The 25,126-nt window shown below is 49.2% G+C and carries 24 protein-coding genes and 1 pseudogene; 3 read left to right on the top strand and 22 right to left on the bottom strand.

What is annotated here, in order from left to right:
• Positions 1 to 50 precede the first annotated feature (50 nt).
• The 5 genes from Q7Q81_RS06015 to Q7Q81_RS05995 all read right to left on the bottom strand — a co-directional run bounded on the left by Q7Q81_RS06015 (position 51) and on the right by Q7Q81_RS05995 (position 5,809).
• Positions 51 to 1,655, bottom strand: coding sequence for an NAD(P)/FAD-dependent oxidoreductase (locus Q7Q81_RS06015; RefSeq protein ID WP_304274405.1), 1,605 nt, complete (start codon positions 1,653 to 1,655; stop codon positions 51 to 53).
• A gap of 7 nt (positions 1,656 to 1,662) precedes the next feature.
• Complete coding sequence (locus tag Q7Q81_RS06010; RefSeq protein ID WP_293808199.1) at positions 1,663 to 2,595, bottom strand: CdaR family protein; 933 nt, start codon at positions 2,593 to 2,595, stop codon at positions 1,663 to 1,665.
• Positions 2,592 to 3,431, bottom strand: a complete 840-nt coding sequence (cdaA, locus tag Q7Q81_RS06005) for a diadenylate cyclase CdaA (RefSeq protein ID WP_293811114.1) — start codon at positions 3,429 to 3,431, stop codon at positions 2,592 to 2,594. Before cdaA ends, Q7Q81_RS06010 begins: the two co-directional genes overlap by 4 nt.
• Positions 3,432 to 3,479: 48 nt before the next feature.
• Positions 3,480 to 5,279, bottom strand: a complete 1,800-nt coding sequence (gene lepA / locus Q7Q81_RS06000; protein ID WP_293388450.1) for a translation elongation factor 4 — start codon at positions 5,277 to 5,279, stop codon at positions 3,480 to 3,482.
• Between the two features lie 155 nt (positions 5,280 to 5,434).
• Complete coding sequence (locus Q7Q81_RS05995) at positions 5,435 to 5,809, bottom strand: MerR family transcriptional regulator (RefSeq protein ID WP_304274402.1); 375 nt, start codon at positions 5,807 to 5,809, stop codon at positions 5,435 to 5,437.
• A 192-nt stretch (positions 5,810 to 6,001) separates the two neighbouring features.
• Here Q7Q81_RS05995 and rpsT point away from each other — a divergent pair, with 192 nt between their 5' ends.
• A complete protein-coding gene (gene rpsT / locus Q7Q81_RS05990) occupies positions 6,002 to 6,265 on the top strand; it encodes a 30S ribosomal protein S20 (RefSeq protein ID WP_021720869.1) in 264 nt (87 codons plus the stop codon).
• A gap of 70 nt (positions 6,266 to 6,335) precedes the next feature.
• On the opposite strand, the gene Q7Q81_RS05985 is transcribed toward rpsT, so the two are convergent.
• The 7 genes from Q7Q81_RS05985 to Q7Q81_RS05955 form a co-directional block, all read right to left on the bottom strand.
• A complete protein-coding gene (locus tag Q7Q81_RS05985; RefSeq protein WP_304274400.1) occupies positions 6,336 to 7,148 on the bottom strand; it encodes an SH3 domain-containing protein in 813 nt (270 codons plus the stop codon).
• A 350-nt stretch (positions 7,149 to 7,498) separates the two neighbouring features.
• Positions 7,499 to 9,214 (bottom strand): radical SAM protein, encoded by a 1,716-nt coding sequence (locus Q7Q81_RS05980; RefSeq protein WP_304274397.1) that lies wholly within the window; start codon positions 9,212 to 9,214, stop codon positions 7,499 to 7,501.
• Positions 9,215 to 9,289: 75 nt separating this feature from the next.
• Positions 9,290 to 10,765, bottom strand: coding sequence for a polyphosphate:AMP phosphotransferase (gene pap, locus Q7Q81_RS05975; protein ID WP_304274394.1), 1,476 nt, complete (start codon positions 10,763 to 10,765; stop codon positions 9,290 to 9,292).
• Positions 10,766 to 10,803: 38 nt separating this feature from the next.
• A complete protein-coding gene (locus tag Q7Q81_RS05970) occupies positions 10,804 to 11,394 on the bottom strand; it encodes a hypothetical protein (protein WP_304223299.1) in 591 nt (196 codons plus the stop codon).
• A gap of 14 nt (positions 11,395 to 11,408) precedes the next feature.
• Positions 11,409 to 12,416, bottom strand: coding sequence for a flotillin-like protein FloA (gene floA / locus Q7Q81_RS05965; RefSeq protein WP_009145883.1), 1,008 nt, complete (start codon positions 12,414 to 12,416; stop codon positions 11,409 to 11,411).
• 4 nt (positions 12,417 to 12,420) lie between these two features.
• Positions 12,421 to 12,894 (bottom strand): NfeD family protein, encoded by a 474-nt coding sequence (locus Q7Q81_RS05960; protein WP_210684062.1) that lies wholly within the window; start codon positions 12,892 to 12,894, stop codon positions 12,421 to 12,423.
• 486 nt (positions 12,895 to 13,380) lie between these two features.
• Positions 13,381 to 14,739, bottom strand: a complete 1,359-nt coding sequence (locus Q7Q81_RS05955; RefSeq protein WP_304274391.1) for a restriction endonuclease subunit S — start codon at positions 14,737 to 14,739, stop codon at positions 13,381 to 13,383.
• Between the two features lie 108 nt (positions 14,740 to 14,847).
• Here Q7Q81_RS05955 and Q7Q81_RS11075 point away from each other — a divergent pair, with 108 nt between their 5' ends.
• Positions 14,848 to 14,949 (top strand): putative holin-like toxin, encoded by a 102-nt coding sequence (locus Q7Q81_RS11075; protein WP_365688217.1) that lies wholly within the window; start codon positions 14,848 to 14,850, stop codon positions 14,947 to 14,949.
• A 247-nt stretch (positions 14,950 to 15,196) separates the two neighbouring features.
• Here the strand turns inward: Q7Q81_RS11075 and Q7Q81_RS05950 are convergent.
• From Q7Q81_RS05950 to prmA, 10 genes and pseudogenes are all read right to left on the bottom strand, one after another.
• Positions 15,197 to 16,111 (bottom strand): annotated as a pseudogene (locus tag Q7Q81_RS05950) (HsdM family class I SAM-dependent methyltransferase); the annotation flags it as partial.
• A 161-nt stretch (positions 16,112 to 16,272) separates the two neighbouring features.
• Complete coding sequence (locus tag Q7Q81_RS05945; RefSeq protein ID WP_304274389.1) at positions 16,273 to 17,046, bottom strand: hypothetical protein; 774 nt, start codon at positions 17,044 to 17,046, stop codon at positions 16,273 to 16,275.
• Positions 17,047 to 17,049: 3 nt separating this feature from the next.
• On the bottom strand, positions 17,050 to 18,846 hold the full coding sequence (locus Q7Q81_RS05940; protein WP_304274386.1) for a GmrSD restriction endonuclease domain-containing protein: 1,797 nt from the start codon (positions 18,844 to 18,846) through the stop codon (positions 17,050 to 17,052).
• 37 nt (positions 18,847 to 18,883) lie between these two features.
• Positions 18,884 to 19,252, bottom strand: coding sequence for a hypothetical protein (locus Q7Q81_RS05935; RefSeq protein ID WP_304274384.1), 369 nt, complete (start codon positions 19,250 to 19,252; stop codon positions 18,884 to 18,886).
• Positions 19,253 to 19,485: 233 nt separating this feature from the next.
• Positions 19,486 to 19,935, bottom strand: coding sequence for a GatB/YqeY domain-containing protein (locus Q7Q81_RS05930; protein ID WP_009145888.1), 450 nt, complete (start codon positions 19,933 to 19,935; stop codon positions 19,486 to 19,488).
• A gap of 15 nt (positions 19,936 to 19,950) precedes the next feature.
• Entirely contained in the window at positions 19,951 to 20,127 is a 177-nt protein-coding gene (gene rpsU / locus Q7Q81_RS05925; protein ID WP_021720854.1) for a 30S ribosomal protein S21, read from the bottom strand.
• A gap of 118 nt (positions 20,128 to 20,245) precedes the next feature.
• The gene (locus Q7Q81_RS05920; RefSeq protein WP_009145890.1) at positions 20,246 to 20,584 is read right to left on the bottom strand and encodes a histidine triad nucleotide-binding protein; all 339 of its coding nucleotides are present in this window, start codon (positions 20,582 to 20,584) and stop codon (positions 20,246 to 20,248) included.
• Positions 20,585 to 20,670: 86 nt separating this feature from the next.
• Positions 20,671 to 21,984, bottom strand: coding sequence for a tRNA (N(6)-L-threonylcarbamoyladenosine(37)-C(2))-methylthiotransferase MtaB (gene mtaB / locus Q7Q81_RS05915; protein WP_304274381.1), 1,314 nt, complete (start codon positions 21,982 to 21,984; stop codon positions 20,671 to 20,673).
• Positions 21,985 to 21,990: 6 nt separating this feature from the next.
• A complete protein-coding gene (locus Q7Q81_RS05910; RefSeq protein ID WP_304274378.1) occupies positions 21,991 to 22,734 on the bottom strand; it encodes a 16S rRNA (uracil(1498)-N(3))-methyltransferase in 744 nt (247 codons plus the stop codon).
• A gap of 12 nt (positions 22,735 to 22,746) precedes the next feature.
• Entirely contained in the window at positions 22,747 to 23,679 is a 933-nt protein-coding gene (gene prmA, locus Q7Q81_RS05905; RefSeq protein ID WP_304274375.1) for a 50S ribosomal protein L11 methyltransferase, read from the bottom strand.
• 153 nt (positions 23,680 to 23,832) lie between these two features.
• Here prmA and ilvA point away from each other — a divergent pair, with 153 nt between their 5' ends.
• On the top strand, positions 23,833 to 25,050 hold the full coding sequence (ilvA, locus tag Q7Q81_RS05900; protein ID WP_304274371.1) for a threonine ammonia-lyase: 1,218 nt from the start codon (positions 23,833 to 23,835) through the stop codon (positions 25,048 to 25,050).
• The last annotated feature ends 76 nt before the right edge of the window (positions 25,051 to 25,126 follow it).

Below are 25,126 nucleotides of genomic sequence, written 5' to 3'. Positions count from 1 at the left end.
AAATCACTAACGTGATTTTGACTGAGGGTTGTTTATTGCTCCAACCTAAATTACTTCACCGGCGCAAATCTTTCCATAATCGCACGCGCCACATGATAGCCGTCAAGCGCGGCGCTCATAATACCGCCGGCATAGCCTGCGCCTTCGCCGCAGGGGTAAAGCAGATCATGCGTCAGCGATACATAGCTCTGCCTGTCGCGCTCTATGCGAACCGGCGCCGAGGTGCGTGTTTCCACACCCGTCAGCAGAGCGCCGCCGTCGGCGTAACCCGCCAGCTTGCGGCCGAAGCTCGTAATGCCCTCGCGCAGAGTATCCGTAACGTAAGCAGGCAGCACCTTGTCTAAGCTGCAGGCCGCAAGTCCCGGACGATAGCTTGGCTGCACCAGACATTCCAAGGACGGCGTTACGCGCTTCAAAAAGCTGTCCAGATTCTGCGCAGGCGCATAATAGCTGCTGCCTGCCGCCGCATAAGCAAGCTGCTCATAGCGGCGCTGGAATTCTACGCCTGCCAGCGCACCCTCACCGAAATCACGGCTGTCTACATTCACTACCAGCGCGCTGTTGGCAATGCCGCTGTCACGCTTAAACATGCTCATGCCGTTGACAACCACGCCGCCGGCCTCCGAAGCGGCGGCAACCACCTGACCGCCAGGGCACATGCAGAACGAATAGGCTGTGCGTGTTTTATCCTGCGTGTGATAAACAAGCGCGTAATCCGCCGCGCCCAGCAGATGATGTCCGGCAAAGCTGCCGTACTGCGCCCTGTCAATCAGCTCCTGCGGATGCTCGATGCGCACACCGATGGCAAAGGGCTTCGCCACAATGCCAACGCCCCTGCGTGCCAGCATAGCGTAGGTATCGCGCGCGCTGTGACCGCAGGCCAGAACCACAGCTCCCGCCGCCAGTCTTTCGCCGCCGTCAAGGATTACGCCCTGCACAGCATTATTTTTGATATCCAGATCAACAACATGCGCATCGTAACGGACGCTGCCGCCCAACTCCGCAATACGGCGGCTGAGGCCCTGTACCATCGCACGCAGCTTATCCGTGCCTACGTGCGGCTTGTGCTCGTACAAAATATTTTCCGGCGCGCCTGCATCTACAAAGAGCTGCAGGATTTCGGCCATCATAGGATCGTTTACACGCGTAGTCAGCTTGCCGTCCGAAAAGGTGCCTGCACCGCCCTCGCCAAACTGTACGTTGGACGCGGGGTTAAATTCTCCCGTCTGCCAAAAGCGCTGTACATCCTGCACACGCTGCGCTACCGGCTTGCCGCGCTCCAAAAGCAGCGGCTTATAGCCATGCTCTGCCAGCTGCAGTGCCGCCAAAAGGCCTGCAGGACCGGCACCGATAACAACAGGCGGTGCACTCAGCGGCAGTGTACCAAGCTCAAGCGTCGGCTGCTGCTGTTCCTGATATTGTGTAATATCACGGTCCGCCAACAAACGCTTTGCCTGTCTGCCGCCTGTCTCAACCTCTGCCAGCACATGGTAGTTGAGACAGATATCATTTTTCTTGCGCGCATCTACAGCCTTGCGCACTATCCGCACACCGCCCAAAGCATCGCGCGGAATACCGCATTTGCGGCACACTGCCTGCTCAAGCGTCTGCTCCTGTCGCAGGCTGATACGCACATTATTTATTTTCAGCTTCATCTATAAATCAATTCTGCCTTTCTACCGATATTTTAATCTGTACCGTACGTCTTTCGGGAATAACCTTTTCCGGCAAATCCAGCTCAGCCGCAACAACGGTGCTACCGGTCAGCTTGCTTACATCCACCGGCTTGGTCTTGACATCCTTCAGCTCCTTCAGCACGGAAGGCGGTGCGGTAACGCGAACACTTGTCGGCACAATCTCTGTTTTGGTAACAATAATACCGGCAGGCAAATCACCGCTCATAACCAATTTCACAGGAATATCCAGCGAATGCATCTGGCTTACCATATTGGCCTGCACCATTACACGCTCAGGGATAATTCTCATATTAGGAATATCGTAGCCGTCGTCACTCACGGCAACCAGCTCGCTTTCCGTCTGGAAGCTGCCGCTATGGTTGCTGATATCTATCGGAGCAACCACACGGTTTACCTTGTCAATACGATGTGTTGCACCACGCAAAGTAACCTCCGCCGGAGTAATTATACTGCTGCCGATGGTCATATCTCCGTTCACAGCTCCCACGATACGCGTAGTAACGGGAACCTTTTTCTCGCTTACTGTATCCACATATACGGAAACCTCCTTAGGCGTTACGGACACAATCTCACCGCCGGAGTAGGTTACCGTAATCGGCAGGCTCTGCTGACCTTCGGTTATATTTTTTAAATTAATAGAAGCATTGATTTCGGCACTCAGATTATCGGAACTGAGTTTGGCACGCGAACCGCGCACCTTTACCAGAATTTTATCGGGAGCATTAAAAACCATCATATTTTGCGGCAGATTTCTCTGCTGCAGGCGCACCTCGATATTACGCTCGATTATCGGATTCTGGTCGGTCATTACATATACCCACAGGCCACAGGCCATGAGCAGGCAGATAATCCTTGCCAACAGGTTTTCCTTACGCGCCAGCCTTTGCAAAAATCTCATTTTTTCTCACCGCCCCACAAGCTCTTGATTTTATCAACCAAAGAATTCTTAACTGCCGCATGCGGACGGAAAATTGCCGTGCGCAAAATTTCCTTCACATCATCCACCGTCAGATAACGCATCAGCTCGCCGTTGCGGGCGATGGAAATCGTACCGGTTTCCTCGCTGACAACAAGAATCATCGCATCGGACTGCTCGGACATACCGATAGCAGCGCGATGGCGGGTACCAAGCTCCTGGCTCAGATTACGGTTTTCGGTCAGCGGCAGCAGGCAGCAGGCAGCAACGACACGGTTGCCGCGGATAATAACAGCGCCGTCATGCAGCGGGGTATCCTTAACAAAAATGTTCTGCAGCAAGCCAGAGCTCACCAGACCGTCAATCGGCACACCGGTTTCGATACGCTCTGCCAGACCGGTAGCACGCTCAAAGACCATCAGCGCACCTACCTTGTTTTTGCTCATCACCTTAGTGGCATGAGCAACGGAATCCAGCATTTCCTCCAGCTCCTGCTCGTCCAGCTCGCTGCCCTTGTGGAACAGCTTGCCGCGGCCGATTTGCTCCAAAGCACGGCGCAGCTCCGGCTGAAAGACAACAGGCAGGGCGACCATAATCACCGTCATGCTCTTTTCCAACAGCCAACTGATAACATGCAGATTCAGCCAACGGCAGATAAGCGTGAAGCCTATCAGCACCATAAGACCTTTGCCCAATGTTGCGGCACGGGTGTTTTTCAGCATCAGGAACAAACGGTAAAGAAAATAGGCAACGACGACAATATCTATAACATCCAAAAATGTGATTGTCGAAAGCAAGCCTTGCAGTTGTATCATCATAATTGCATTGCTCCTATCTATCAGACACTATCGACTAAGCGCTAAGCCTTAGTCCATTTTCAGAATCGCCATGAATGCCTCCTGCGGCAGCTCTACACTGCCAACCTGCTTCATGCGCTTTTTACCTTCCTTCTGTTTTTCCAACAGCTTACGCTTACGGCTGATATCGCCGCCGTAGCATTTCGCCAGTACATCCTTACGCATAGCGCGGACGTTTTCGCGGGCAATAACCTTGTTGCCGATTGCTGCCTGTACCGGAATTTCAAACATCTGACGCGGAATCAGGCTGCGCAGCTTTTCAACCAGCTGACGTCCGCGAACAGTAGCAAATTCCTTATGCACAATCGCAGAAAGCGCATCGACAGGCTCGCCGTTCAGCAGGATATCTACCTTCACCAGATCGGAATAACGGTAGCCTGACAGCTCGTAGTCCAGGGAAGCATAACCGCGGGTAGCGGATTTCAGACGGTCAAAATAGTCAAAGATAATCTCGCTCAGCGGTAATGCGTAGTGAATCATAACACGGGTATCATCAAGATAGGTCATGTTATCGTATTCACCGCGTTTTTCCTGGCTCAGCTCCATAACAGCGCCTACATAATCCTTCGGCACAATGATGGTTGCATTAACGAAGGGCTCCTCAACATGGTCGATAACGGTCGGGTCCGGGAAAAGGGACGGGTTATCTACCATTTCAACGTCGCCGTTGGTGCGGAACACCTCATAAATAACGTTCGGTGCGGTAGTAATCAGGCTCAAATTATATTCACGCTCCAGGCGCTCCTTGATAACGTCCATATGCAGCAGGCCCAAAAAGCCGCAGCGGAAGCCAAAGCCCAGCGCGGTAGATGTCTCCGGCTCAAATACCAGAGAAGCATCGTTCAGCTGCAGCTTTTCCAAAGCATCACGCAGGTTATCGTAATCGGAATTCTCTACCGGATACAAACCGCAGTATACCATCGGTGTAGCCTTGCGGTAACCGGGCAACGCTTTTTCGGCAGGATTATCGGCATCGGTTACGGTATCGCCTACGCGTGCATCCTTAACATTTTTGATGCTGGCAGCAAAGAAGCCTACCTGGCCCTCCTCCAACTCATCAACATTGACAATGCCGGGTTTGAAGTAACCAACCTCGGTAACATCAAATTCCGCACCGGTTGCCATCATGCGAATCTTCATGCCCTTGCGCAGACGGCCCTGCATAATGCGTATATATAAAACTACGCCCTTGTAAGCGTCAAATTTGGAGTCGAACACCAAGGCTTTCAGCGGTGCTTCCGCATCGCCCTGCGGCGCCGGCACGCGCGCTACGATTGCTTCCAGTACATCCTCGATGCCGATGCCTGTCTTGGCACTGCACAGAACTGCGTCGGAAGCATCAATACCGATAACGTCCTCTATTTCCCTTTTAACGTGCTCAGGGTCGGCACTCGGCAAATCAATTTTGTTGATAACCGGGATAATCTCCAGATCGTTATCCAGCGCCAGATACACGTTAGCCAAAGTCTGCGCTTCAATGCCCTGAGTAGCGTCGATAACCAGCAGTGCGCCCTCGCACGCTGCCAGTGCACGCGAAACCTCGTAAGTAAAGTCTACGTGGCCCGGGGTGTCGATAAAGTTCAGCATATACTCCTCGCCGTTGCGCGCCTTGTAAATGCTGCGCACAGCCTGCGCCTTGATGGTGATGCCGCGTTCACGCTCCAAATCCATGGAATCGAGAATCTGCTCCTCCATCTCACGCTTGCTCAGCGTTCCTGTATATTCAATCAATCTGTCCGCCAGGGTAGACTTGCCATGATCTATATGGGCGATAATAGAAAAGTTGCGAATGTGATTTTGTTCAATCATAAATTACTCTTCCTGCTCCTTCATTAAAATGTATTATTTCAGGCCAATATTGGCTTGAGCCTGTTTTATTAGTACTAATTATTATACCATTATACGGCAAAGCCTGTAAACTAAAAAGAGAGACAGCTCGGCGCCATCTCTCCTCGTACTGCGTTTTATTTCAGTTTAGTGTCCTCAAATTCAACGCACTTGTAGTAATTGTCAATTTTATAATTCAGCTTATCGAGCGTTTCCTGCATCTGCGCCATGCGCTCAAGCAGCTTGGCACGCTCCTCGATTAAAATTTCCTTGCGTGCGGCCCGCGTTTTGTCGCCCTGCTGAAACAGTGCCACATATTCAATCAGGCTTTCTACCGAAATGCCTGCTGTGCGCATGCATTTGGCAAAGTTTACCCAGTTGCAGTCCATTTCGGTGTAGTCGCGAATACCGCTTTCATTACGGTTGACAGCCGGAATCAAGCCGATGCGCTCATAATAACGCAACGTGTCCGCTGTAATGTCATACATTTTGCTTACTTCGTTTATTTTCATCCCGCTTACCTCCTGCCAAGATTGTTTTCCTGCTTTCTGCTTATATTTTAGCATTTGGAGTCAGCTCCAGGTCAAGCGACCGCAAAATATTTTTTACAGGAACAGGCAGGCATATTTGTGATTTTCTCTTGCATAATGCTCGCATTCGTGGTAGAATAATGCAGTACAAGAAAATTCAGGAGGTGAAATTCATTGCCGAACATTAAATCTTCCATCCGCAGTGTAAAGACCGACGCAGAACGTCGTGCTAAAAACGCTCCGATTAAAGCAGCTCTCCGTAATGCTTCCCGCAAAGTAGAGGCTCTGACTAAAACCGGCGCTAAAGAAGACGCTCAAGCTACTATGGCTACTGCTTCCGGTTTGCTCGATAAAGCAGCTCGCAAAGGCATTATCCATAAGAATGCTGCAGCTCGCAAAAAATCCAGACTTGCAAAGAGAATCAACGCTATGGCTTAATTCTTACAAGCTGACCTGCTCTGAAAAGAGCAGGTTTTTTGCATTTCAGGGATAATTTTTTGCAGGCAGGCTAATCAAGATCATAATTGATGTATGTAAAGCTCTCAATCACGTCATTATCATTCAGCGTGATAATCAACTGCTTGGCAGGTCTGTCAAAGCCATCCGCATCAAGCACAGATTTTTCCCACACGATACTGTTTGTCGGCTCCTCAATATCAACAGCAGACTCGTGCCAGCCGATTCTCCGCATCATATCGTAAAAATTATTCCGCTCTTTCTGATCAAACTGCTGTCCGACTGCGTAGCCTGCCATCTCGCCGTGAGCCTTGTTAATCACTACCTGATAGGTTTTTCCGTCAAAGGCTCTCGTGTAGAACACTCGCGGACCTACCTGCACCTTATTAAGGTCATAAGCAATATTCATATCGTCGGCATGTTCTACTCTGCCCATGCTGTAGCCGGAGCCTGCTGCATAGCCGGCGGGATCGTTAATCCAGTTTGCCTCTACCGCAGCCTGAAAGCGTCCTTCATCTGAATGAGCATATTGGCCATCAGGCAACGCACCTATAAATTGGTTATACATGTATCCTCTGCAGCCTTTTTCGGTAGTTCCGTACACCCACACATATTTACTGTCAGGTATAAACACTACCTTTCTTGCATAAAATTTATCGCCGTTTTGCAGCATGGTTACTACCTCACAGTTTGTGTTAGGCTCTGTTCTTAAGTTGACATCCGTAGCAATACATTGAGTTGCCAACGGCCAGCGCGGATGTTCATCAATAATATCCGAAAGATAACCGCCGCTGAGATGAGCAAAAGCGGTGTTGGCCAAGAGCGCCATCCCCAAGGTCATGCCCAAAAACAAATTCTTTTTCATATGTATATCCCTCCCTTGATTGCGGTGCAAAATCCCTCAATCAATAAATTTCAGACACAGGCTGCTTATTTTTTACAACAAGCATCTGTCTTTCGGTTACCCGCAGAACATATACAGAGAATTATCAACCTTATAGTTTTGCAATTGCTTCATATCTCCCCTGTAAGGGGAGGTGGCTGCGAACACCGGCGAGCAGACGGAAGGGTTGTTACCGCTTCCGAAGCAGCAAAAGCTGGGTTCCTCAGCATCATTATAGCGTAAAATAACAAAAGCATCCCCACACTTTTACTGCAAAAAGTGTAGGGATGCTTAATTTCTTTATCAGCAGCAGTCATTTCACTGCCTAAGCCTTACTCCCGGCAGACACCGCAACGACGGCAGCCGTCAAAGCACATCGGGGTAAATTTGCCGCTTTCGCTGCGCTGCAGCTCTGCCGCAAGATACTCCTGCGTCACGCCCATGTCAAGATGCTGCCACGGCAGCGGCTGGCCTACCTGCAGCTCGCGCTCTGCCAGCGCCTCGGCATCCAGGCCTTCTTCCTTCAGCACCTGCTTCAGGCTACGTCCTTCCACATGTGCCTTCAGCAGCGCTTCGCCGATACGTCTGCTGCCGCGCGCCAGCACGGACTGCACCACAGTTTCCTTCAGCGATTCGGTAATCAGCTTGATGCGCTTTTCCTTCTTCAAACCGTCGCCCAAAATTTTAAAGCGCTTCTTCAGCGTGCGCACATTGCACAGCGGCGCCCACTGGTACGGCGTAAAGGGCTTAGGCACAAAGCCGTTGACCGAAATAACCAGCTCGCCCTTGTTGCCCACAGCATCCATCTTGGCACGCACGCGTTTAATCATCTCCACCGTTTCGACGATATCCTCGTCCTCTTCTCCCGGCAGGCCGATCATATAATACAGCTTGATGTTGCGCATACCGGCAGCAGCAGCCAATTCGATAGAATTATAAACGTGCTCCTCCGTAATGCCCTTGTTGATAGCGGCGCGCATACGCTCGCTGCCTGCCTCCGGTGCTACAGTCATCGTCCGTTGGCCGCTCTGCGCCAACGCATGGGCAATCTGCTCCGTGAGCATATCGGCGCGCATGCTGGCAACGGAAAACGGTATCTTATGCTCTACCAGGTATTCCGTCAGCTCCGCCATCTGCGGATGGTCGGAAACAGCAGCGCCCATCAGGCCCACCTTTTTCGTGCGCTCGGGACGCTTGGCGATATCTGCCAGAATATTTTCCAGCTTACGCGGACGCGGCTTGCGGAAGCAATAGCCTGCCATGCAGAAGCGGCAGTGACGGCCGCAGCCGCGCGCCACCTCGACGATAAACATATCCTCAAATTCCGTTCCGCTCGTCACGATAGCAGAGGTGTGCGGATAAGCGTCGATATCACGCGCCCACTGGCGCGCTACCTTCGCAGGCGCACCTTCCTGCGGCAGCAGGGCGGTAAACTCGCCCTCGTCATCGTACTGCGCCGTATACAGGCTGGGAACATAAACGCCCGGCACCTGCGCCAACGCCGCCAAGCGCTCTTGCTTGCTTTCCTCGCGGTAGATGGTATCCAGCACGTGCTGTACTGTTTCCTCGCCCTCGCCGATGACAAAGGCGTCAGCCACAGCAGCCAAAGGCTCTGGATTAAAGGTGGCACAGGGACCGCCGATAATCACCAAAGGCTCGCGCTGATTGCGCTCCGCCGCCCGCAGACGGATATTGCCCAAATCCAGCACCGTCAGCAGATTATCATAGTCCATTTCAAAGGACAGCATGACGAAGATAACGTCAAAATCTGCCAGCGGACGCTGGTTTTCCAAGCTCAGCAGCGGTGTTTTGCTTTTGATATGCTCCTGCTGCAATCGTTTATCCGGCAAAAAGAAGCGCTCGCAGGCACTGTCGCCGCGCTCGTTAATCATCTGATACAAAATGTGCATTCCCAGGTTCGACATGCCCAGATGGTAGACGTTGGGGTAAATAAACGCTACCGGATGGCGTAAGCCCGGCGGATACACCTGCGCGCCGGTTTCGTTTTCTCTTGTTTCTTTAATATAGTTTTTAATTATCCAGGACAAAGCATTTCCTCTCCGAGTATCTATAATATATTAAGAAAATATCAGCGCAAAATTACGCTGATATCCTCTTGTATTTTACTGATTTTTTTCTGCCAGCTTACGTTCAAACAAATCGATAACTGTTTTCAAAACCTTTAAGCGGGCATAATATTTATTGTTGCCCTCAACCACGGTCCACGGTGCATACGAGGTGTCGGTGCGCACCAGCATTTCGTTGACTGCCGCTTCGTAGGCATCCCATTTATCACGGTTACGCCAATCCTCGTCCGTAATTTTCCACTGCTTGTTGGGGTCATTCTGACGGTCATTGAAGCGTCGCAGCTGCTCATCCTTGTCAATCTGCAGCCAGAATTTGGCGATGGCGATACCGTGCTCGCTCCACTGTGCCTCCATATCCTTGATTTCATCATAGGCGCGCTGCCATTCCTGCGGCTTGGCAAAGCCTTCGATACGCTCCACCATAACACGGCCGTACCAGGTGCGGTCAAAAATCGCTATAGTGCCCGGCTGCGGCAGTCTGGTCCAGAAGCGCCACTGATAATGGAACTGCTTTTCGACCACGTTCGGCGCCGCAATCGGGTGCACATGAAAGCCCAACGGGTCCAGTGCCGCCGTCAGTCTGCGGATAGCGCCGCCCTTGCCGGCAGCATCCCAGCCCTCAAAGCCTATGACTACCGGAATCTGCGCCTTGAACATTTCAATCTGCAGCTGTGTCAGCTTTTTCTGGTACTTATCGAGCTTTTCCTTATATTCTTCTTTAGTAAGCTCCTTATTGGCGTCAATCTTGCTCAGCACATCGTAGGTTGCCGCAGTGCACTTGTCGGCAGCAGGCTCAACAGGCATCTGCACAGCTTTTTCGATAGCATCGGCAATCTTAGTGAAAACCTCCAAACGCGCGCTGCGCGGATCATCGTCGGCAATCAGGTGCCAGGGAGCGTTTACCGTATCGGTGGCCTCCAGCATTCTTTCGTAATGCGGCAAAAATTTATCGTAGTTGTCGCTTTCATCAAGAGCCGGATTCAGGTCACGCCACGCCTTGCCCAGTGTTTTGGCATTCTTGGCGATATTTTTCTTTTGCTGCTCCGCTGAAAGATGCAGGAAAAATTTAAGCACAAGATAATTATCATCCGTAAGCATTTTTTCAAAGTTGTTGATATGCTCAAAGGAAACAGCAGGATACTTGGTGTTATCCTCTTTATCCGCCAGCTCGTTGGCGTTTTTCAGATAATACCAGCTGCGGTGATAAACGGCAATATGTCCCAACGCCGGCAAACGCTTCCAGAAGGCACCGAAAAACGGCTGCTCCTGCATTACTCCGCGCAAACGCACGCTGGAATAAACATTAAAGCCGCGGGCATCCATCTGCTGCATCATTTCGTTAATCAGCGCACTGCGGCGTGCACCGCGCCAGCCCTCAAACACGATGATAACCGGTCTTTTGGCGTCGCGGGCCATGCGCTGCGCCTTTCCCAGGCGTTCACCCAGCACTTCCATCTGCCTGTTGTATTCTTCCTTGGACACTTTTTTACTCAAATCCAGCTTTTCCAGCATTCTCCAACATCTCCTTACTGTTTGCGAGAATCTTTAAATCAGCGCTCCTCGTAGGGGTTAAGAGCGCGCGGTTTTCCTAATACCTCTGCCATGATAATGCCGTTGACCAGCGCCGCATGCTTCAGCTTGACGCGCTTTTTCGCTGCAGGCTGCGCCTGCGCGTAGCGCGCATTAAACGCCGCTGCGGCAGCGTTCATCTTTGCTTCATCGTAGCTATAATCACCGCGGGGGTCATAATAAACCTTGCCCTTGTCATGCACAAGGGCTTCATTTTCACGGTGAATTCTGCCGGTATGGTCATGCAGTGCTTCGCCGTCACGGTGAACTCTGCTGCCATCATCACGGCGCACACGCGTTCCGTCATGCACTACGCCTTGGCTGCTTTGACGCTTGCGTGCCTGCGCCTCCTCCGTCGTCTTTTTCAGACGGCGTTCAAACTCGGCGGCAATATCCTTAGGCTTAGCTTGTGTTTGCTGCTCTGCCTGCGTCGGCTCCGCCGTTTCCTGCGGCTGCTCTTGCGGCAGCTCCCGCTGTCTACGGCGGCGGTTGCGCCTGTCCAAAAATACGTTGGCCAGCATTACGAGGACAAAAAGCAGGGGGATTAAATCACTGTCAAATAAACCGCCCATAAGCTGCACCTCGCTTATTTGCCGCCCTCAGGCTTTTCCTCGCCCTCCGGGCTTACCTCGGCAATCGTGCGGCGCATCTGCGTATCTGCCTGAATATTGTTCAGGCGGTAGTAATCCATTACGCCCAAGCGGCCGTTGGCCAGTGCCTCTGCCATAGCTGTCGGCACCTTAGCCTGTGCTTCCACAACCTTCGCCTGCATTTCCTGCGTATAGGCCTTCATCTCCTGCTCCTTGGCAACAGCCATCGCACGGCGTTCCTCAGCGCGCGCCTGAGCAATGCGCTTGTCAGCCTCCGCCTGGTCGGTCATCAGCGCAGCGCCGATGTTACGGCCTACATCTACGTCCGCAATATCAATGGAAAGAATTTCAAAAGCAGTGCCTGCATCAAGGCCTTTATCCAAAACTGTTTTGGAAATATAATCGGGGTTTTCCAGTACCTTGCTGTGGTCGGCGCTGGAGCCTACGTTTGTTACAATGCCTTCGCCGACACGCGCAATAATCGTTGCTTCGCCGGCACCGCCTACTAAGCGGTCAATGTTGGCGCGCACTGTTACGCGTGCCTTTACCTTCAGCTCAATGCCGTCCTTGGCAACAGCGCTTACTACCGGAGTTTCGATAACCTCGGGATTAACGCTCATCTGCACAGCCTCCAGCACGTTGCGTCCCGCAAGGTCAATGGCACAGCCACGCTCAAAGCTCAGCTCAATCTGCGCTCTGTGGGCAGCAATCAAAGCATCAATAACGCGGTCAACGTTACCGCCTGCCAGATAATGCGCCTCCAGCTGGTTAACATTTACGTCAAGACCTGCCTTATTCGCCTTAATCAAAGGCAGCACAATCTGCGACGCGGGCACACGGCGCAAGCGCATACCGATGAGGTTAAAGATACCTACATTAACGCCGGCAGCAATGGCCGAAATCCACAGGCCTAACGGCACAAAGTTAAGAAAAATAGCAATACCGGCAATAGCAATGATTACTGCAAAGCCACTGCCGAAAATCATACTGAATAATAAATCCATAATGTCACTCCTTCGTCTGTTCTACAAAAATTTTGCTGCCCTCCACCCGCACAATAATCACGGGAGCAGACTTTTCGATATAATCTCCCTGACTGCTCACATCAAGACGCTTGCCGTCCACCAGAATCGTACCTGCAGGACGCAGCGTAGTCAAGGCTGTGCCTCTTTTGCCCACCAGCATGCTCCAGTTTTTGCCGCCGGTGTAGCCTTCGCTGTTTTTTTGGCGCGTCCACAGCACAAAGGGATTATACTTGCTTTCCTTGGGCAGATACACGCACAGCAGCGTAATTACCAGCACCAAAAACAGATACACTGCCAACAGCACCAGCGCCGCCCAGGCATTGCCGCCCAAAACGTAAAAGCCGCCGACTGTCAGGCACACCATGCCGCTGACACCGAAAATTCCGAAGCCCGGCACAACAAATTCTATCAGCAGCAGGACAAGGCCCGCCAGCATAAAATAATATTCCAATGGCATGACTGCACCTCCTCAACGCTTGTACATTTATAGTATAGCAGAGTAAAAGCATGAAGTAAATTTAAAGTTTATGCTGCTAAAGGCTGCGGACCATCTTCAAACAAAATCACCGGCGTGATTCGTAACATCAACTTCTTTCATAACTGAAAGAAGTTGCAAGAAAGGTTCGCACTTTTCGGAAAGCGCGGCAAAGCAAAAACTTTTTCGGGAAAAAGTTTTACCAAAAAGCTTTAAATAAGCTAAATCGCTTTGCTGTAAATAGCTATTTTTTCGTAGTTCTGCCGAACGGTATAAGCGGTAGTGTTTACAAATCTGTGGTTAGCTTATGCCCAGACTGGCGTGACTAAGGTTGGGGTTAACTGTAAGCCGGAATGCCTAAGGTTTGCATGAGCAGCTATGGGATATCCAAGTATTTCGCTGTAAGACGCTAAAAAAGACCTTAGCATCAGCTTTTGCCGCTGCCAAGGTCTTGATTGTTGTTTAACTTCAGTTTTCCGCCAGCACCTGCCGCAGCAGCTCCAGCGCGCTCGCTTCGCTCGCTTTATTCGTGCCCAGCTCACCGCGGAAGGCACATGCGAGGATGGATTTCTTCATCAGGTCGATGCTTGCCAGCGCCTGCTCCGCAGCCTGCTGTGCTTTGCGCTCGCGCGCCAGCAGGTCGTCGATGAGGCGCACGATTTCGTGCTGTTCTGAAAGGGTAGGGAGAGGAATCTCAAACTCTCCTATTTTTTTTGCATTTATATTAGACTGACTGACCCCATCAGTTTTAACTTGCATATAATACTCTTTTGCTTTAGAAGAATTAAGATAGTAATTTAAATAGTCGCCAACAACTATATTTTTTTCATAATCTAACTTAATCAAGTACCCAGCATATATTGCAGGCATTTCACCTCTATATATTGAAGTTTTTCCTACAAGTTCAGGACTATTAGTTCTATTGAACAATACGTCACCTGATTTTAATAAATATTTTTTTATATCTTCTTCATCACTTGTATAAGCTAGATTGCTCCAATCTATTTCTCCATTTTGCAAATTTCCCATTCGCAAAACTACAACTTCTCCATCATCGCTAGATTTTTTAGAAGTTCCATATTTCAGCGAACTGCAAATCTCACCAATAGTTTTCTCTTCCCAACTTTCATCGCTCACGCCATTTTCACAGCGCCACTGCTTTGTCAGCTCGCCCGTAAATGCCTTGTGCAAAATTGCTGCCTTGCGCACGGCAAAGCTGTCGGCAACCTCCTGCAGTCTTTCCTTCGCTTCATCAAGCTTCGCAAAAAGCTCTTCGATGCGCTCGACTATGCGTTGCTGTTCGGAGAGCGGAGGGAGAGGGAAAGCACAGCTTTCCATTTTACTCTTATTAACAATAGCTATAGTAGTTGCAGAAGCCATCGAAAGCAAATTCTGAACAAAATTCTCCGTACAAAGATAATAATACATGCATAAGCTGTTAATTTTAGGTATAGCAGAATTTATTTGTTGATTGGTAGTGCCTTCACACATCAAATAACCACACTTACCAATACTGCCAATACAACAGACTGCTGTTGAGTTTTTAGGTATGATTCGAGAAACTTTTTTGCCTTCTTCACTTAAATACTCAGAAGCATCATATGTTAATCTTCCTTGATCTAAATCACTAGGTTTATAAAAAGGAAAGTTTCCACCATAATACTCAGGGTGCTTTTTGCTAGGAGTTCCACCAGTAACAATTTCAGCTATTGCTCCAAGCCTTACCCACACCCAATTCTCCGGCACCTCATAAGGCTGTTCCTCCGCAGGCACCAGCGCCTGCTGCAAGCGTTCTTCTATTGTCAATGCTGTCTTTTTCTTTGGCATTGCCAGCTCTCCTTTATAAGCAAACATGTTATTGCTTTAATCTATAATTTATGATAAAATGTTTTTGACAACCGTGTTGCAGGGTGGTGTTGCCTTCATTCTCTACGAATGGAGGTGATGTCTATGGTATATTTCAGCTTTCAGGATTTAATGTCCTTTGGAATTTTTATCGTAGCATTACTTACGTTCATTTTTAAGAACAAAAAGTAAAAAAGTTACGGACATAGAAAAACCGCCCCAAGACTTTGACGAGTACGGAGCGGATTTTTCTTAACCTACTAGGCAACCCACCTCTGTGGGCGGTCGTCTTTTCTATATCTAATATACCACATAATCCATAGCTTTGCAAGTTTTGAATTGTGCGCAACAAAAAGAAAACCACTCCTACACTTTGCGGGGTAAGAAGTGGCTTTCTAAAACTTTTTGTCTTTTATATGTCTAATATACCACAGAACCTTTATCTTTGCAAGCTTCTCAGCTCCTGCGCCACGCTCTGCAGCAAATCCACGGCCTCCGCCAGCTTTTCCGCAGCCTCCTCAGCACTTTCCGCCGGGTCCGGCAAATCCTCGTAATCCAGCACGCTGTCATCCTTAATCAGGCCAAGGTCCAGACTGTTGCCCTTTTGCGCAATTTCCTCACGCGTAAAGCACTGCCAGCGCTCGTCCTCTACCTTGCTTCTGTCCTCTGCCGTGTAGGCCGCCTCAAAGCCGGCAAAGTCACTCGCCTTCAGCGGGTTCGTCTTGCCGAAGGACGGCATATTGGTGCGCAAATCATAAAACCACACGGCCTTGGTGCTGTCCTTATCTGTTTTTTCGCGCGTAAAGAAGAGTACGTTGGTCTTGACACCCTGCGCGTAAAAAATACCTGTCGGCAAGCGCAGAATAGTGTGCAGATTGCACTTATCCATTAAGTCGACACGAATCCTTTCGCCGTCACCGTCGGCAAAAAGCACATTATCCGGCAGCACTACGGCAGCGCGCGCCTTGCCGTCAGCCTTCAAACTGCGGTAGATATGCTGCAGGAAGTTCAGCTGCTTGTTGCTCGTGGGATAAGTAAAGTCGTCACGCGTTGCGCGCTCGCCGCCTTTTTTCGTACCGAAGGGCGGATTGGTCAGCACCACGTCATAGCCCTGCATCTCCTTGCCCACGTTGGAAAGCGTATCGCCCAAAATAATTTTGCTCTGGATGTCGTGCAGCATGGCATTCATCAGCGCCAAGCGGTGTGTAGCATGCACCAGCTCGCAGCCGGTGAAGGCCTGCGTATATTCAAACTCGGCCGTTTCCTCATCCAAATCAAAGAAATCGTCCGTCTGCTCACGCACAAAATTGCTGGCAGCAATCATAAAGCCGAAGGTACCGCAGGCAGGATCGTTGGGAGACTATCATTAATACAATGTAACGAATTTAATTCCTATACTCCGAAACGACGAACCCGCACATGTCCAGAAAATGAACACCATCGTAACGACACTAGGTGCATCGTTACGATGGTGTAGTTACCTTCGCCGGAAATTTCTCTATGAAGTTTTTATTTCTAGGCAATTGGCTCGCGTAATTTATCTAGCATATGCTGAGTAGCAATCAGGCTACTTAAATCTGATATTGCCTCATCGTAACCGTCCCTCAGTGCCTCCACCAACCAGTATCTGGCGGTTTCGTAATAGTAATAAATTGAATCAATCGACCGTCCTTCATCTTTTAGCGTTTTTAGTGCTTCTTCCGGAGACTCATCTTGTAACCAATAACACCAAGTATCCCATGCTCTTTTGCTAAAAGCCCCATAACAGGCCTTGGCTTCAATAATACCATGTTCAGCTGCGCATTTATAATACTGGCAGTCAAGTGAGTCCAAACTTCCACTGCTGTAGCCAAAATGAAAACGCTCCCAAAGCCATATAGCGGCCACATTGTTTTTGCAAACATCATTGTAGTATACCGGCACGGCATTTTCATAAAAGCCCTCGGTGTTCAACTCGGACATTACACTCTGCCATATGGTATTTTCTTGCTTCTCCCTCTCAATATAAGCACTTAAATAGGCACCGCTACTGTTATTATTACGAGTAGTTTCTATCGCGGCTCCTAACCAATAGCAAGCTTCCCACTTGCCGTTTTGAGCGGCCTTGCTTAGCCAATATACGCCCAACAGAAGCGCATTATCGCCTTCATACTTTTCATCAACAAACTTTAAGTACGAATAATGCTTTCCCAACTTAAGCATGGATTCCGGATTTCCATTCCTGGCTGAATCAAGCACCCTGCTAAGATTTCTTCTTATTGGCTTTATTTCCAGTCTTGATTTTTTCATAACTTATAGCGCCTCGTAATATTCACGAATCTTTTCCGCCATCAGTTCGCGGCGCTTTGCCAGAAATTCAGTGTAGTTGTTGATATCCATAAACTCAAAGCCTTCTGGGATACAGTTCTGCTGTAAGTTTTCCTTGAGTTTGTCTAAATCGGTAATTCCTCCATATATCGGCTTCCCTGTCTTGCACTGCTCTATAACAGTTGCCATATACTCACGAGGCGCTGCATCGCTGATTTTTATATTGATTTCCTGCTGCAAATACACATAGTTTGCGACCTGATTGTACTGTCCTTTAGGCAAATCATTTTTAGTCAGATAATTCTTAGGGAAGAGATGATGAATATCACCCCTGTTTTCCAACATGCTTTCTACACTAATCTGCTCAGATAAAAAGCCTTTATCGTGAGCCTTAACTTGCGCGATAAGGAACATATTGAAATACGGACTGCTGGTGACAGATGTATCGAGCCTTTGTACGAGATTGACCTTCCAATACGCATCAGAAAGATCGCCAGCCTCTGTGAGTTTCAAATAGGCCATAGGATCATCCGAAGAAAAGAACCGTTTAATATCATAGTCAAACGTCGATTCCGGAGAACCAGAATAACGTCCGGTCAAAATGGAGAGAACCAGCCACCGACGTACAATCTTTTCAATGATAGAACTGTCAACTTTTCTCTCATGCAACGCCAAGTACAACGCATAGGCAAAGTTCAAAACATTTTGCGAGCGAATCAGACTCCCCCTAACAATGCCGGCAGACTCAACAATCATCAGAAAGCGTTCGTAGTTTGTTTTATTTACGGTCTGTAATACTGCTTCATGCAGTTTTCTAAAAGAATCCTCTTCTATTTCTATTTTGAATTCGCGCGTTTCAAAATCACGTCCAGAAAGCATGCTTACCAAATCAGACAGTTTCCCGCGCTTGAACTTATAAGTAAATGCTACACGCAAAATATCGGTATAAGATGTTTTATATATAGGTGACACCTTTTCTGCCGCCCATCTTATAGCAGAGAAATCTGGCAATGATGCGAATTCTTTGTCGTTGGTCTGAATGTCTTTCAAATCAGCTGGAGATTCCAGCAAATGACAAAAATAATCGATAGTCTTTCTGGTTATGTTTCCTCCATACTCAGTATTCGAGGAAATTTTCGACATGACAAAGTCAGCCTGTGACAGTACCACGCCCTTAGAGTTGATGCGGATAAAAATATCCGTAACGCTATCAATATCCAAATCGTCCGCCAAGGTAATAACACCAAGGCTATTATTCTGAATTGCCTTCAATCTGTTAATGATATCATTGATTTTCGATGCCTGATCTGTTATTTCATTCTTCTGGCAAAACTGGTTGACGAAATTAAACGAGTCAAACGTCGTCTTGAATACTTCAGAAATATCTGATATCCATTTACTTGAACGCTGGTTAGCGGAATTGGCTACTTCAAAAGTCTCATCAATGGGATTAAAAGCGATTTTTATCGTCTTCCACTTGTAGTGATCATCTAAGACTTCTTGCCCGACAATCGCCGCAGTCAGTGCCGTGATACGTTGCTGCCCATCAATCAATACTTTTTTGCCGGCAGCGGTTGTTCCATCCTTAAGTTTCACCTTAGGATTTTGCCAGACAATAATATACCCAACAGGAAACCCTTTATATAAAGAATCCAGCAAATCACGAACTTGGGAAGCATCCCACACGAAGGGACGCTGCATTTCTGGTATTGCAATTTCCTTGGACTTAATGCTTGCCAGTAGTGCTTCTACGGTATAATTATTTACATTGTATCGAGCCATCTTTTGGAGAACCTCCTAACGGTATCTTTTTCTGTAATTATATCACGAAAATTATTCCTATAAAAATATCTCCTGATTGTAAGCAGCGTTGCCCTCCGCAGTATTTTCCTGCAGCATTTCTTTCAAGCCTAGGGAAGAAGGCCAGCCTGCCATAGCGCGCGGTATATTGCCGCTTTGGCGCAAATCCGCAAACCAGATGCCGGATTTTGTTTACAAGTGTATCCTTCATCTGATAAGGCATTGATATATTGTCAAAATCAAACATTTTATTAACGATATCTTCGCACAGCAGGCCTAGCTTAAAAAGGCAGGAGTTGGAATCGCTGTACAGATAGCGCTCCGCGAACTCGCCTGTTTTTTCCAGACCGGGAAATTGTGTGCGTAAAAAGCTGAAGCCAGATGCCATAAAAACGGCCTCCTTTGAGCTGTAAAAATGATAATAATATATTTATATTCGCCTTGAAATAAAATTTACCTGCTGAATATGTTTTCGCAAAACAGCGGATATTTCCTGCACAGATGCCGCAATAAAAAAGCTGTATACTTTCCCGCGCAGGAAAAGCATACAGTTCTCTCACCCATAATCCCTATAAAGTAAAATAACCGCGCCAAGATTTCTCTTAGCACGGTTATCAGTTGTTATTTGAGCAATTCACGAACCATAACGTTAATACGTTTGCCATCTGCACGGCCTTTGGTTTTTGCCATAACTGCCGGCATTACCTTGCCCATATCCTTGGGACTTGTAGCACCAACAGCAGCAATAACTTCTGCCACGATAGCCTTCAGCTCGTCATCGCTGAGAGCTTCCGGAAGATATTTTTTCAGTATAGCAATTTCTTCCTTAGCTTGGGCAACCAATTCGTCACGACCTGCTTTTTGGAATTCCTCAACAGAATCCTGACGCATTTTGACCTCTTTCATCAAGACAGCCAGAACCTCATCATCTGTAAGTTCCTTTTTGTCATTGATTTCAACATTTTTAATATTAGCACGCACCATGCGGATAACAGACAAACGCAGTTTACCTGCTTCTCTGTCCTTCATGGCCTGCTTCATATCAGCAGTCAATTGGTCTTTTATAGACATACAGCCCGCCTCCAATTATCTGGTTTTACGTTTTCTGGCTGCTTCGGATTTTTTCTTACGTGCAACGCTCGGCTTTTCATAGTGCTCGCGTTTTCTTACCTCAGAAAGAATGCCTGCCTTTTGGGTTGCTCTTTTAAATCTGCGCAGTGCGCTGTCTAAAGTTTCATTCTTGCCAACTTTAATTTCTGCCATCTGTTCTCCCTCCCTCCACACACTTAGGGAAGTGTATATGCAAATTAAGTTTTCAGCTGTTGCCAGCTAAAAACACTTACTGATTAATTATACAAGAAAAGACAAGCATTGTCAAGGTTTAGCACGGGGGCCAACCCAAAGCTTTGCCGCCAATTACGTGAATGTGTAAATGTTTTACCGTCTGACCGCCTTCATCGCCGGTGTTAATAACAACGCGGAAGCCTTTTTCGGCAATTCCGGTCTTTTCAGCGATCATTTTAACCTTGCCAAGCATGTATGCAACCAGCTCGGGGTCCGCAGTAGTGATGTTAGCTGTGTGGTCCTTAGGCATCAGCAGCACATGAACCGGAGCAGCCGGAGCAACGTCATTGATAGCAATCATTTTATCATCTTCATACACTTTGGTAGAAGGGATATCGCCCTTAATGATTTTGCAAAAAATACAATCCTCAGCCATTTCATGTCCCTCCTCTCATTTATCGTATCTAGTTATATTCTGTATTTATTTCTTTTATCCTGCTAAAGAAATAATTTTTTCCCAAATTAATTCAATTCGCCCAGCAAAAAATCCTCTTTGATGCCGGTAATTTTTACCTTGGCAATGGTGTTGGCCAGCTCCTTGGTTCCCGGAACGACAACACGCAGATACGGACCGCAAAGGCCCTCCATATGCGCATCATCAACAGACTGCTCGAACAGCACCTCTTCCACCTTGCCGACAGTGCTCTGCAGCATCTGCTGATGCAGCTCCTCGTCCACCTTCGCCAAACGCGCCGCGCGCTCGCTCTTCACAGCCTCGTCCACCTGCTCCGGCATTTCGGCAGCAGGGGTTCCCTTGCGCTTGGAATAAGGGAAGATGTGCATTTTGGCAAAGCCGCATTGCTTGGCAAATTCCAGCGTAGTCGCAAAGTCCTCCTCGGTTTCGCCGGGGAAGCCCACGATAACGTCCGTAGTAATGGCCACATCAGGCACCTGCGCACGAATTTCGTTCACCAGCTCCGTAAAGCGTTTTGTATCGTAGGGACGGTGCATAGCGCGCAAAATCTTGTCGCAGCCGCTTTGCAACGGCAGATGCAGGTGACGCTGCAGGCGTGGTTCCTCTGCCATCAGCTGCAGCAGGCGCGGCTCCACCTCCACGGATTCCAAAGAACCGAGGCGCACACGCTGCACGCCCTCAACGCTCAGTGCTGCCTTTACTGCGTCATACAAAGTAACGTGCTTGCCTTCCTTCGCCAGCTCCTTGCCGTAGCAGCCAAGGTGAATGCCGATGAGCACAACCTCTTTGTAGCCTGCGGCAACCAGCTTGCCAACCTCCTCACGGATGCTTTCCAGGCTGCGGCTGCGCAGCGGACCGCGCGCAAACGGAATAATGCAGTAGGTGCAGTATTGGTTGCAGCCCTCCTGAATTTTGAGGAAGGCGCGGGTTTTATCGGTTTCCGTGCCAACGCCCAGCTCTTCAAATTTAGTGTCTACAGTCATCTGCTGTACATTGTCCAAAATCTCCGTGCGCTTGTGCTCCAGAGCCTCCTCGACCAGCTCCACAATGCGGCCGCGCTCCTGATTGCCGATGATTACATCAACACCCTCGATAGCACGCACCTCCTCCGGCGCAGTCTGCGGATAGCAGCCGGTGACAACCACCAAGGACAGCGGATTGTGACGCACAGCGCGGTTGATAATCTGACGCGATTTGCGCTGACCGGTATTGGTAACAACGCAGGTATTAACTAAATAAACGTCTGCCGGTTCACCGAAAGGCACAACCTCATAGCCTGACGCACGGAAAATCCCCTCCATGCTGGCAGTATCAGCCTGGTTAACCTTACAGCCCAGCGTATAAAATGCAATTTTTCTCATCTATGTTTAATCTCCTAAATCTCCGGTTTCATAAAAAATCGCTGAAATAGCGACAAGTCCTGCCGTTTCCGCACGCAGAATGCGTCTTCCCAGCGATACGGGCACAGCGCCTGCTGCGCGTGCCGCATCCAGCTCCGCTTCGCTAATGCCGCCCTCAGGACCGATAATCAGCAGCAAATCTGTCAGCGCGCCCTTCGCCTGCGCCTCCTTCAGTGCCGCCTTCAGGCTCTTTTTATCCTCGCACTCGTAAGCGATAATCTTCGTAGCGCAGTCATTTGCCGCCAGCATCTGTGACATGGTCTGCACAGGCTGCACCTCGGGAATAATATCGCGCTTGCTCTGCTTGGCAGCGGATTCAGCAATCTTCTGCCAGCGCTCCACCTTCTTGGCAGCCTTAGCACCGTCAAGGCGTACTACGGAATGCTCCATAGCCACAGGCACCACGCTGTAAGCGCCCATCTCCACAGCCTTCTGGATGATGAACTCCATCTTCTCGCCCTTCGCAAGACCCTGCGCCAAAATCAGGCGCACCGCAGGTTCATGGCTTTCCGCCAGCTTCTCTAAGCAATGCACAGTCACGCACTCGCTGTCAATAGCTGTAATCTCTGCCAGCGCACTCACGCCGTCGTCACTCACAAGCTGCAGCTGCGCACCCGGCTGCATGCGCAGCACCTTACTGATATGACGTGCATCCACGCCCTCAATAGTCATTGTTTCGTTATATAATTGCGGTACAAAAAAACGATGCATATAGGTTTCCCCTTACTTCTTCTTTATCTGCATAACAACCCAGCCGCCGCGATGGTCAACCGCGTCAACATAAAGGCCCTGCGCCTGCGCCGCAGCCTCCACATCAGGCATACGCTCCTCAATAATACCGCTCGCCAAAAGCACACCGTCATCATCCAGCTTCTGCGGAATATCCTGCAGCAGCATAATAACAATATCTGCAATAATATTAGCGATAATAACATCAGCCTTGCCCTCAGTGCCATGCAGCAAATCGCCCTCGCGCACCTCAATCTGGTCGCTCAAGCCATTATCCGCCACATTCTCCTTCGCCACGCGCACTGCCACAGCGTCAATATCCACAGCCTTAACAGACTTAGCACCCAGCATTGCCGCAGCAATCGCCAGAATGCCACTGCCGGTACCAACGTCAAACACGGTAGAATCAGGTGTAATAACCTTCTCCAGGCGCTCCATCATCATATTGGTAGTGTGATGCGTGCCGGTACCGAAGGCCATACCCGGATCAATTTCAATAACATGCTCGCCGGCCTTAGGAGCATATTTCTCCCAGCTCGGCTTAATAACAAGGCTCTTGCCCACATGGGTAACATGGAAATACTGCTTCCATTCGTTAGCCCAATCCTGCTCGCTCACCTTGCGGAAGCGGGTATTGCCGAAACGGTACTTGCCGATGCGCTCCTCAATCAGCGCCAGCTGCTCGTCAATCTCCGCCAAGCGTTTTTCCAGCTTCTCGTCATCAGGATAATAAGCGCTGACAGTAACAACCTCGGTATTCTCCTGCTCCGGAATATCGCACAGCTCCCAGGTACCGCTGTTTCTCAAATCATTAATCAGCTGCGGGTCCTCAATCGCAACTCCCTTAGAACCGATGCTCGTCAGCATATCCGCTACGGCCTCTACTGCTTCATGCGTTACCGCTACATTAACTTCTATCCACTGCATTGTATGCACTCCTTTGAAAATTATTCATTATATTATTATACACTATCATAGCAGGAAATGTACACAATCACTTGACGCAATGCGCTAATCAATTTATACTTGATGTAGTATTTTATACTATAATAATTAAGGGAAAGAAAAGAAGGTAACCAAATGCTCTCATTAGACAAAATTTATCATGCAGCCTTCATCCTTAAAAGCGTAGCACGTAAAACAGATTTAATAGCTGCTCCGCATTTAAGCGAAGGCAACAACCTGTATCTGAAAACAGAAAACCTGCAGGTAACCGGCAGCTTTAAGGTACGCGGTGCCTACTACAAAATCAGCCAGCTGACACCGGAAGAAGCCAGCAAAGGCGTGATTGCCTGCAGCGCCGGCAACCACGCCCAGGGCGTAGCACTTGCTGCAACCAGCATGGGCATCAAAAGCGTCATCTGCATGCCGGACGGCGCCCCGATTATGAAGGTAGAGAACACCAAGCGCCTGGGCGCGCATGTAGAGCTTGTTCCCGGTGCCTACGACGAAGCACATGACCGCGCCGTACAGCTGCAGGAAGAAACAGGCATGACCTTTATTCATCCGTATGACGACGAGCTTGTCATTGCCGGTCAGGGCAGCATCGGTCTGGAAATTTTGGACCAGCTGCCGGACGTCGAAGCAGTAATCGTACCGATTGGCGGCGGTGGCCTTATCAGCGGCGTAGCCTTCGCTATCAAAAGCCTGCGTCCGGAGGTTAAGGTTTACGGCGTACAGGCAGCAGGCGCAGCCAGCATGTACAACGCCTTCCATGACCATAAATACGAAACACTGGAGCACGTCAGCACCTTTGCCGACGGCATTGCTGTAAAAACTCCGGGTGAAAACACCTACGAGCTCATCAGCAAATATGTTGACGATATCGTTACCGTCAGCGAGGACGAAATCGCAACCGCTATTTTAACCCTGATTGAAAAGCAGAAGCTGATTGCCGAAGGTGCAGGCGCAACTCCGGTAGCAGCAGCGCTGTTCGATAAGCTGCCGATTAAGGGCAAGAAAACAGTCTGCGTTGTATCCGGCGGTAACATCGACGTTAATATTCTTTCACGCGTCATCACCCGCGGTCAGGTTACCAGCGGCCGCAGAGTCAACCTTGTTATCATGCTAGAGGACCGTCCGGGCCAGCTGCTCAAGGTCAGCGAGATTATCAGTCAATGCGGCGCCAACGTTGTCGGCGTACACCACAACCGCAGTGATGCCAACATGGCCATCACCGGCTGCTTCCTCAAACTAGAGCTGGAAACACGTGATGCCGCCCAAATCAAAGAAATCGAAGACAAACTGACGGCAGCAGGCTTCAAGCTGGTCAGCGACCAAACCGCAGCACAGCATTAACAACAAAAAAATTACCACAGCCTTGAACCGACCCCCTAAAGTTAGACCTAAAAATCTAATTTTAGGAGGTCGGTTT

Source organism: Phascolarctobacterium succinatutens (assembly GCF_958453765.1).
In the GTDB taxonomy this organism is placed as follows: Bacteria; Bacillota; Negativicutes; order Acidaminococcales; family Acidaminococcaceae; genus Phascolarctobacterium_A; species Phascolarctobacterium_A succinatutens_B.
The sequence above is the reverse complement of the archived record's forward strand: the minus strand, read 5'-3'. Positions and strand labels throughout refer to the sequence as shown.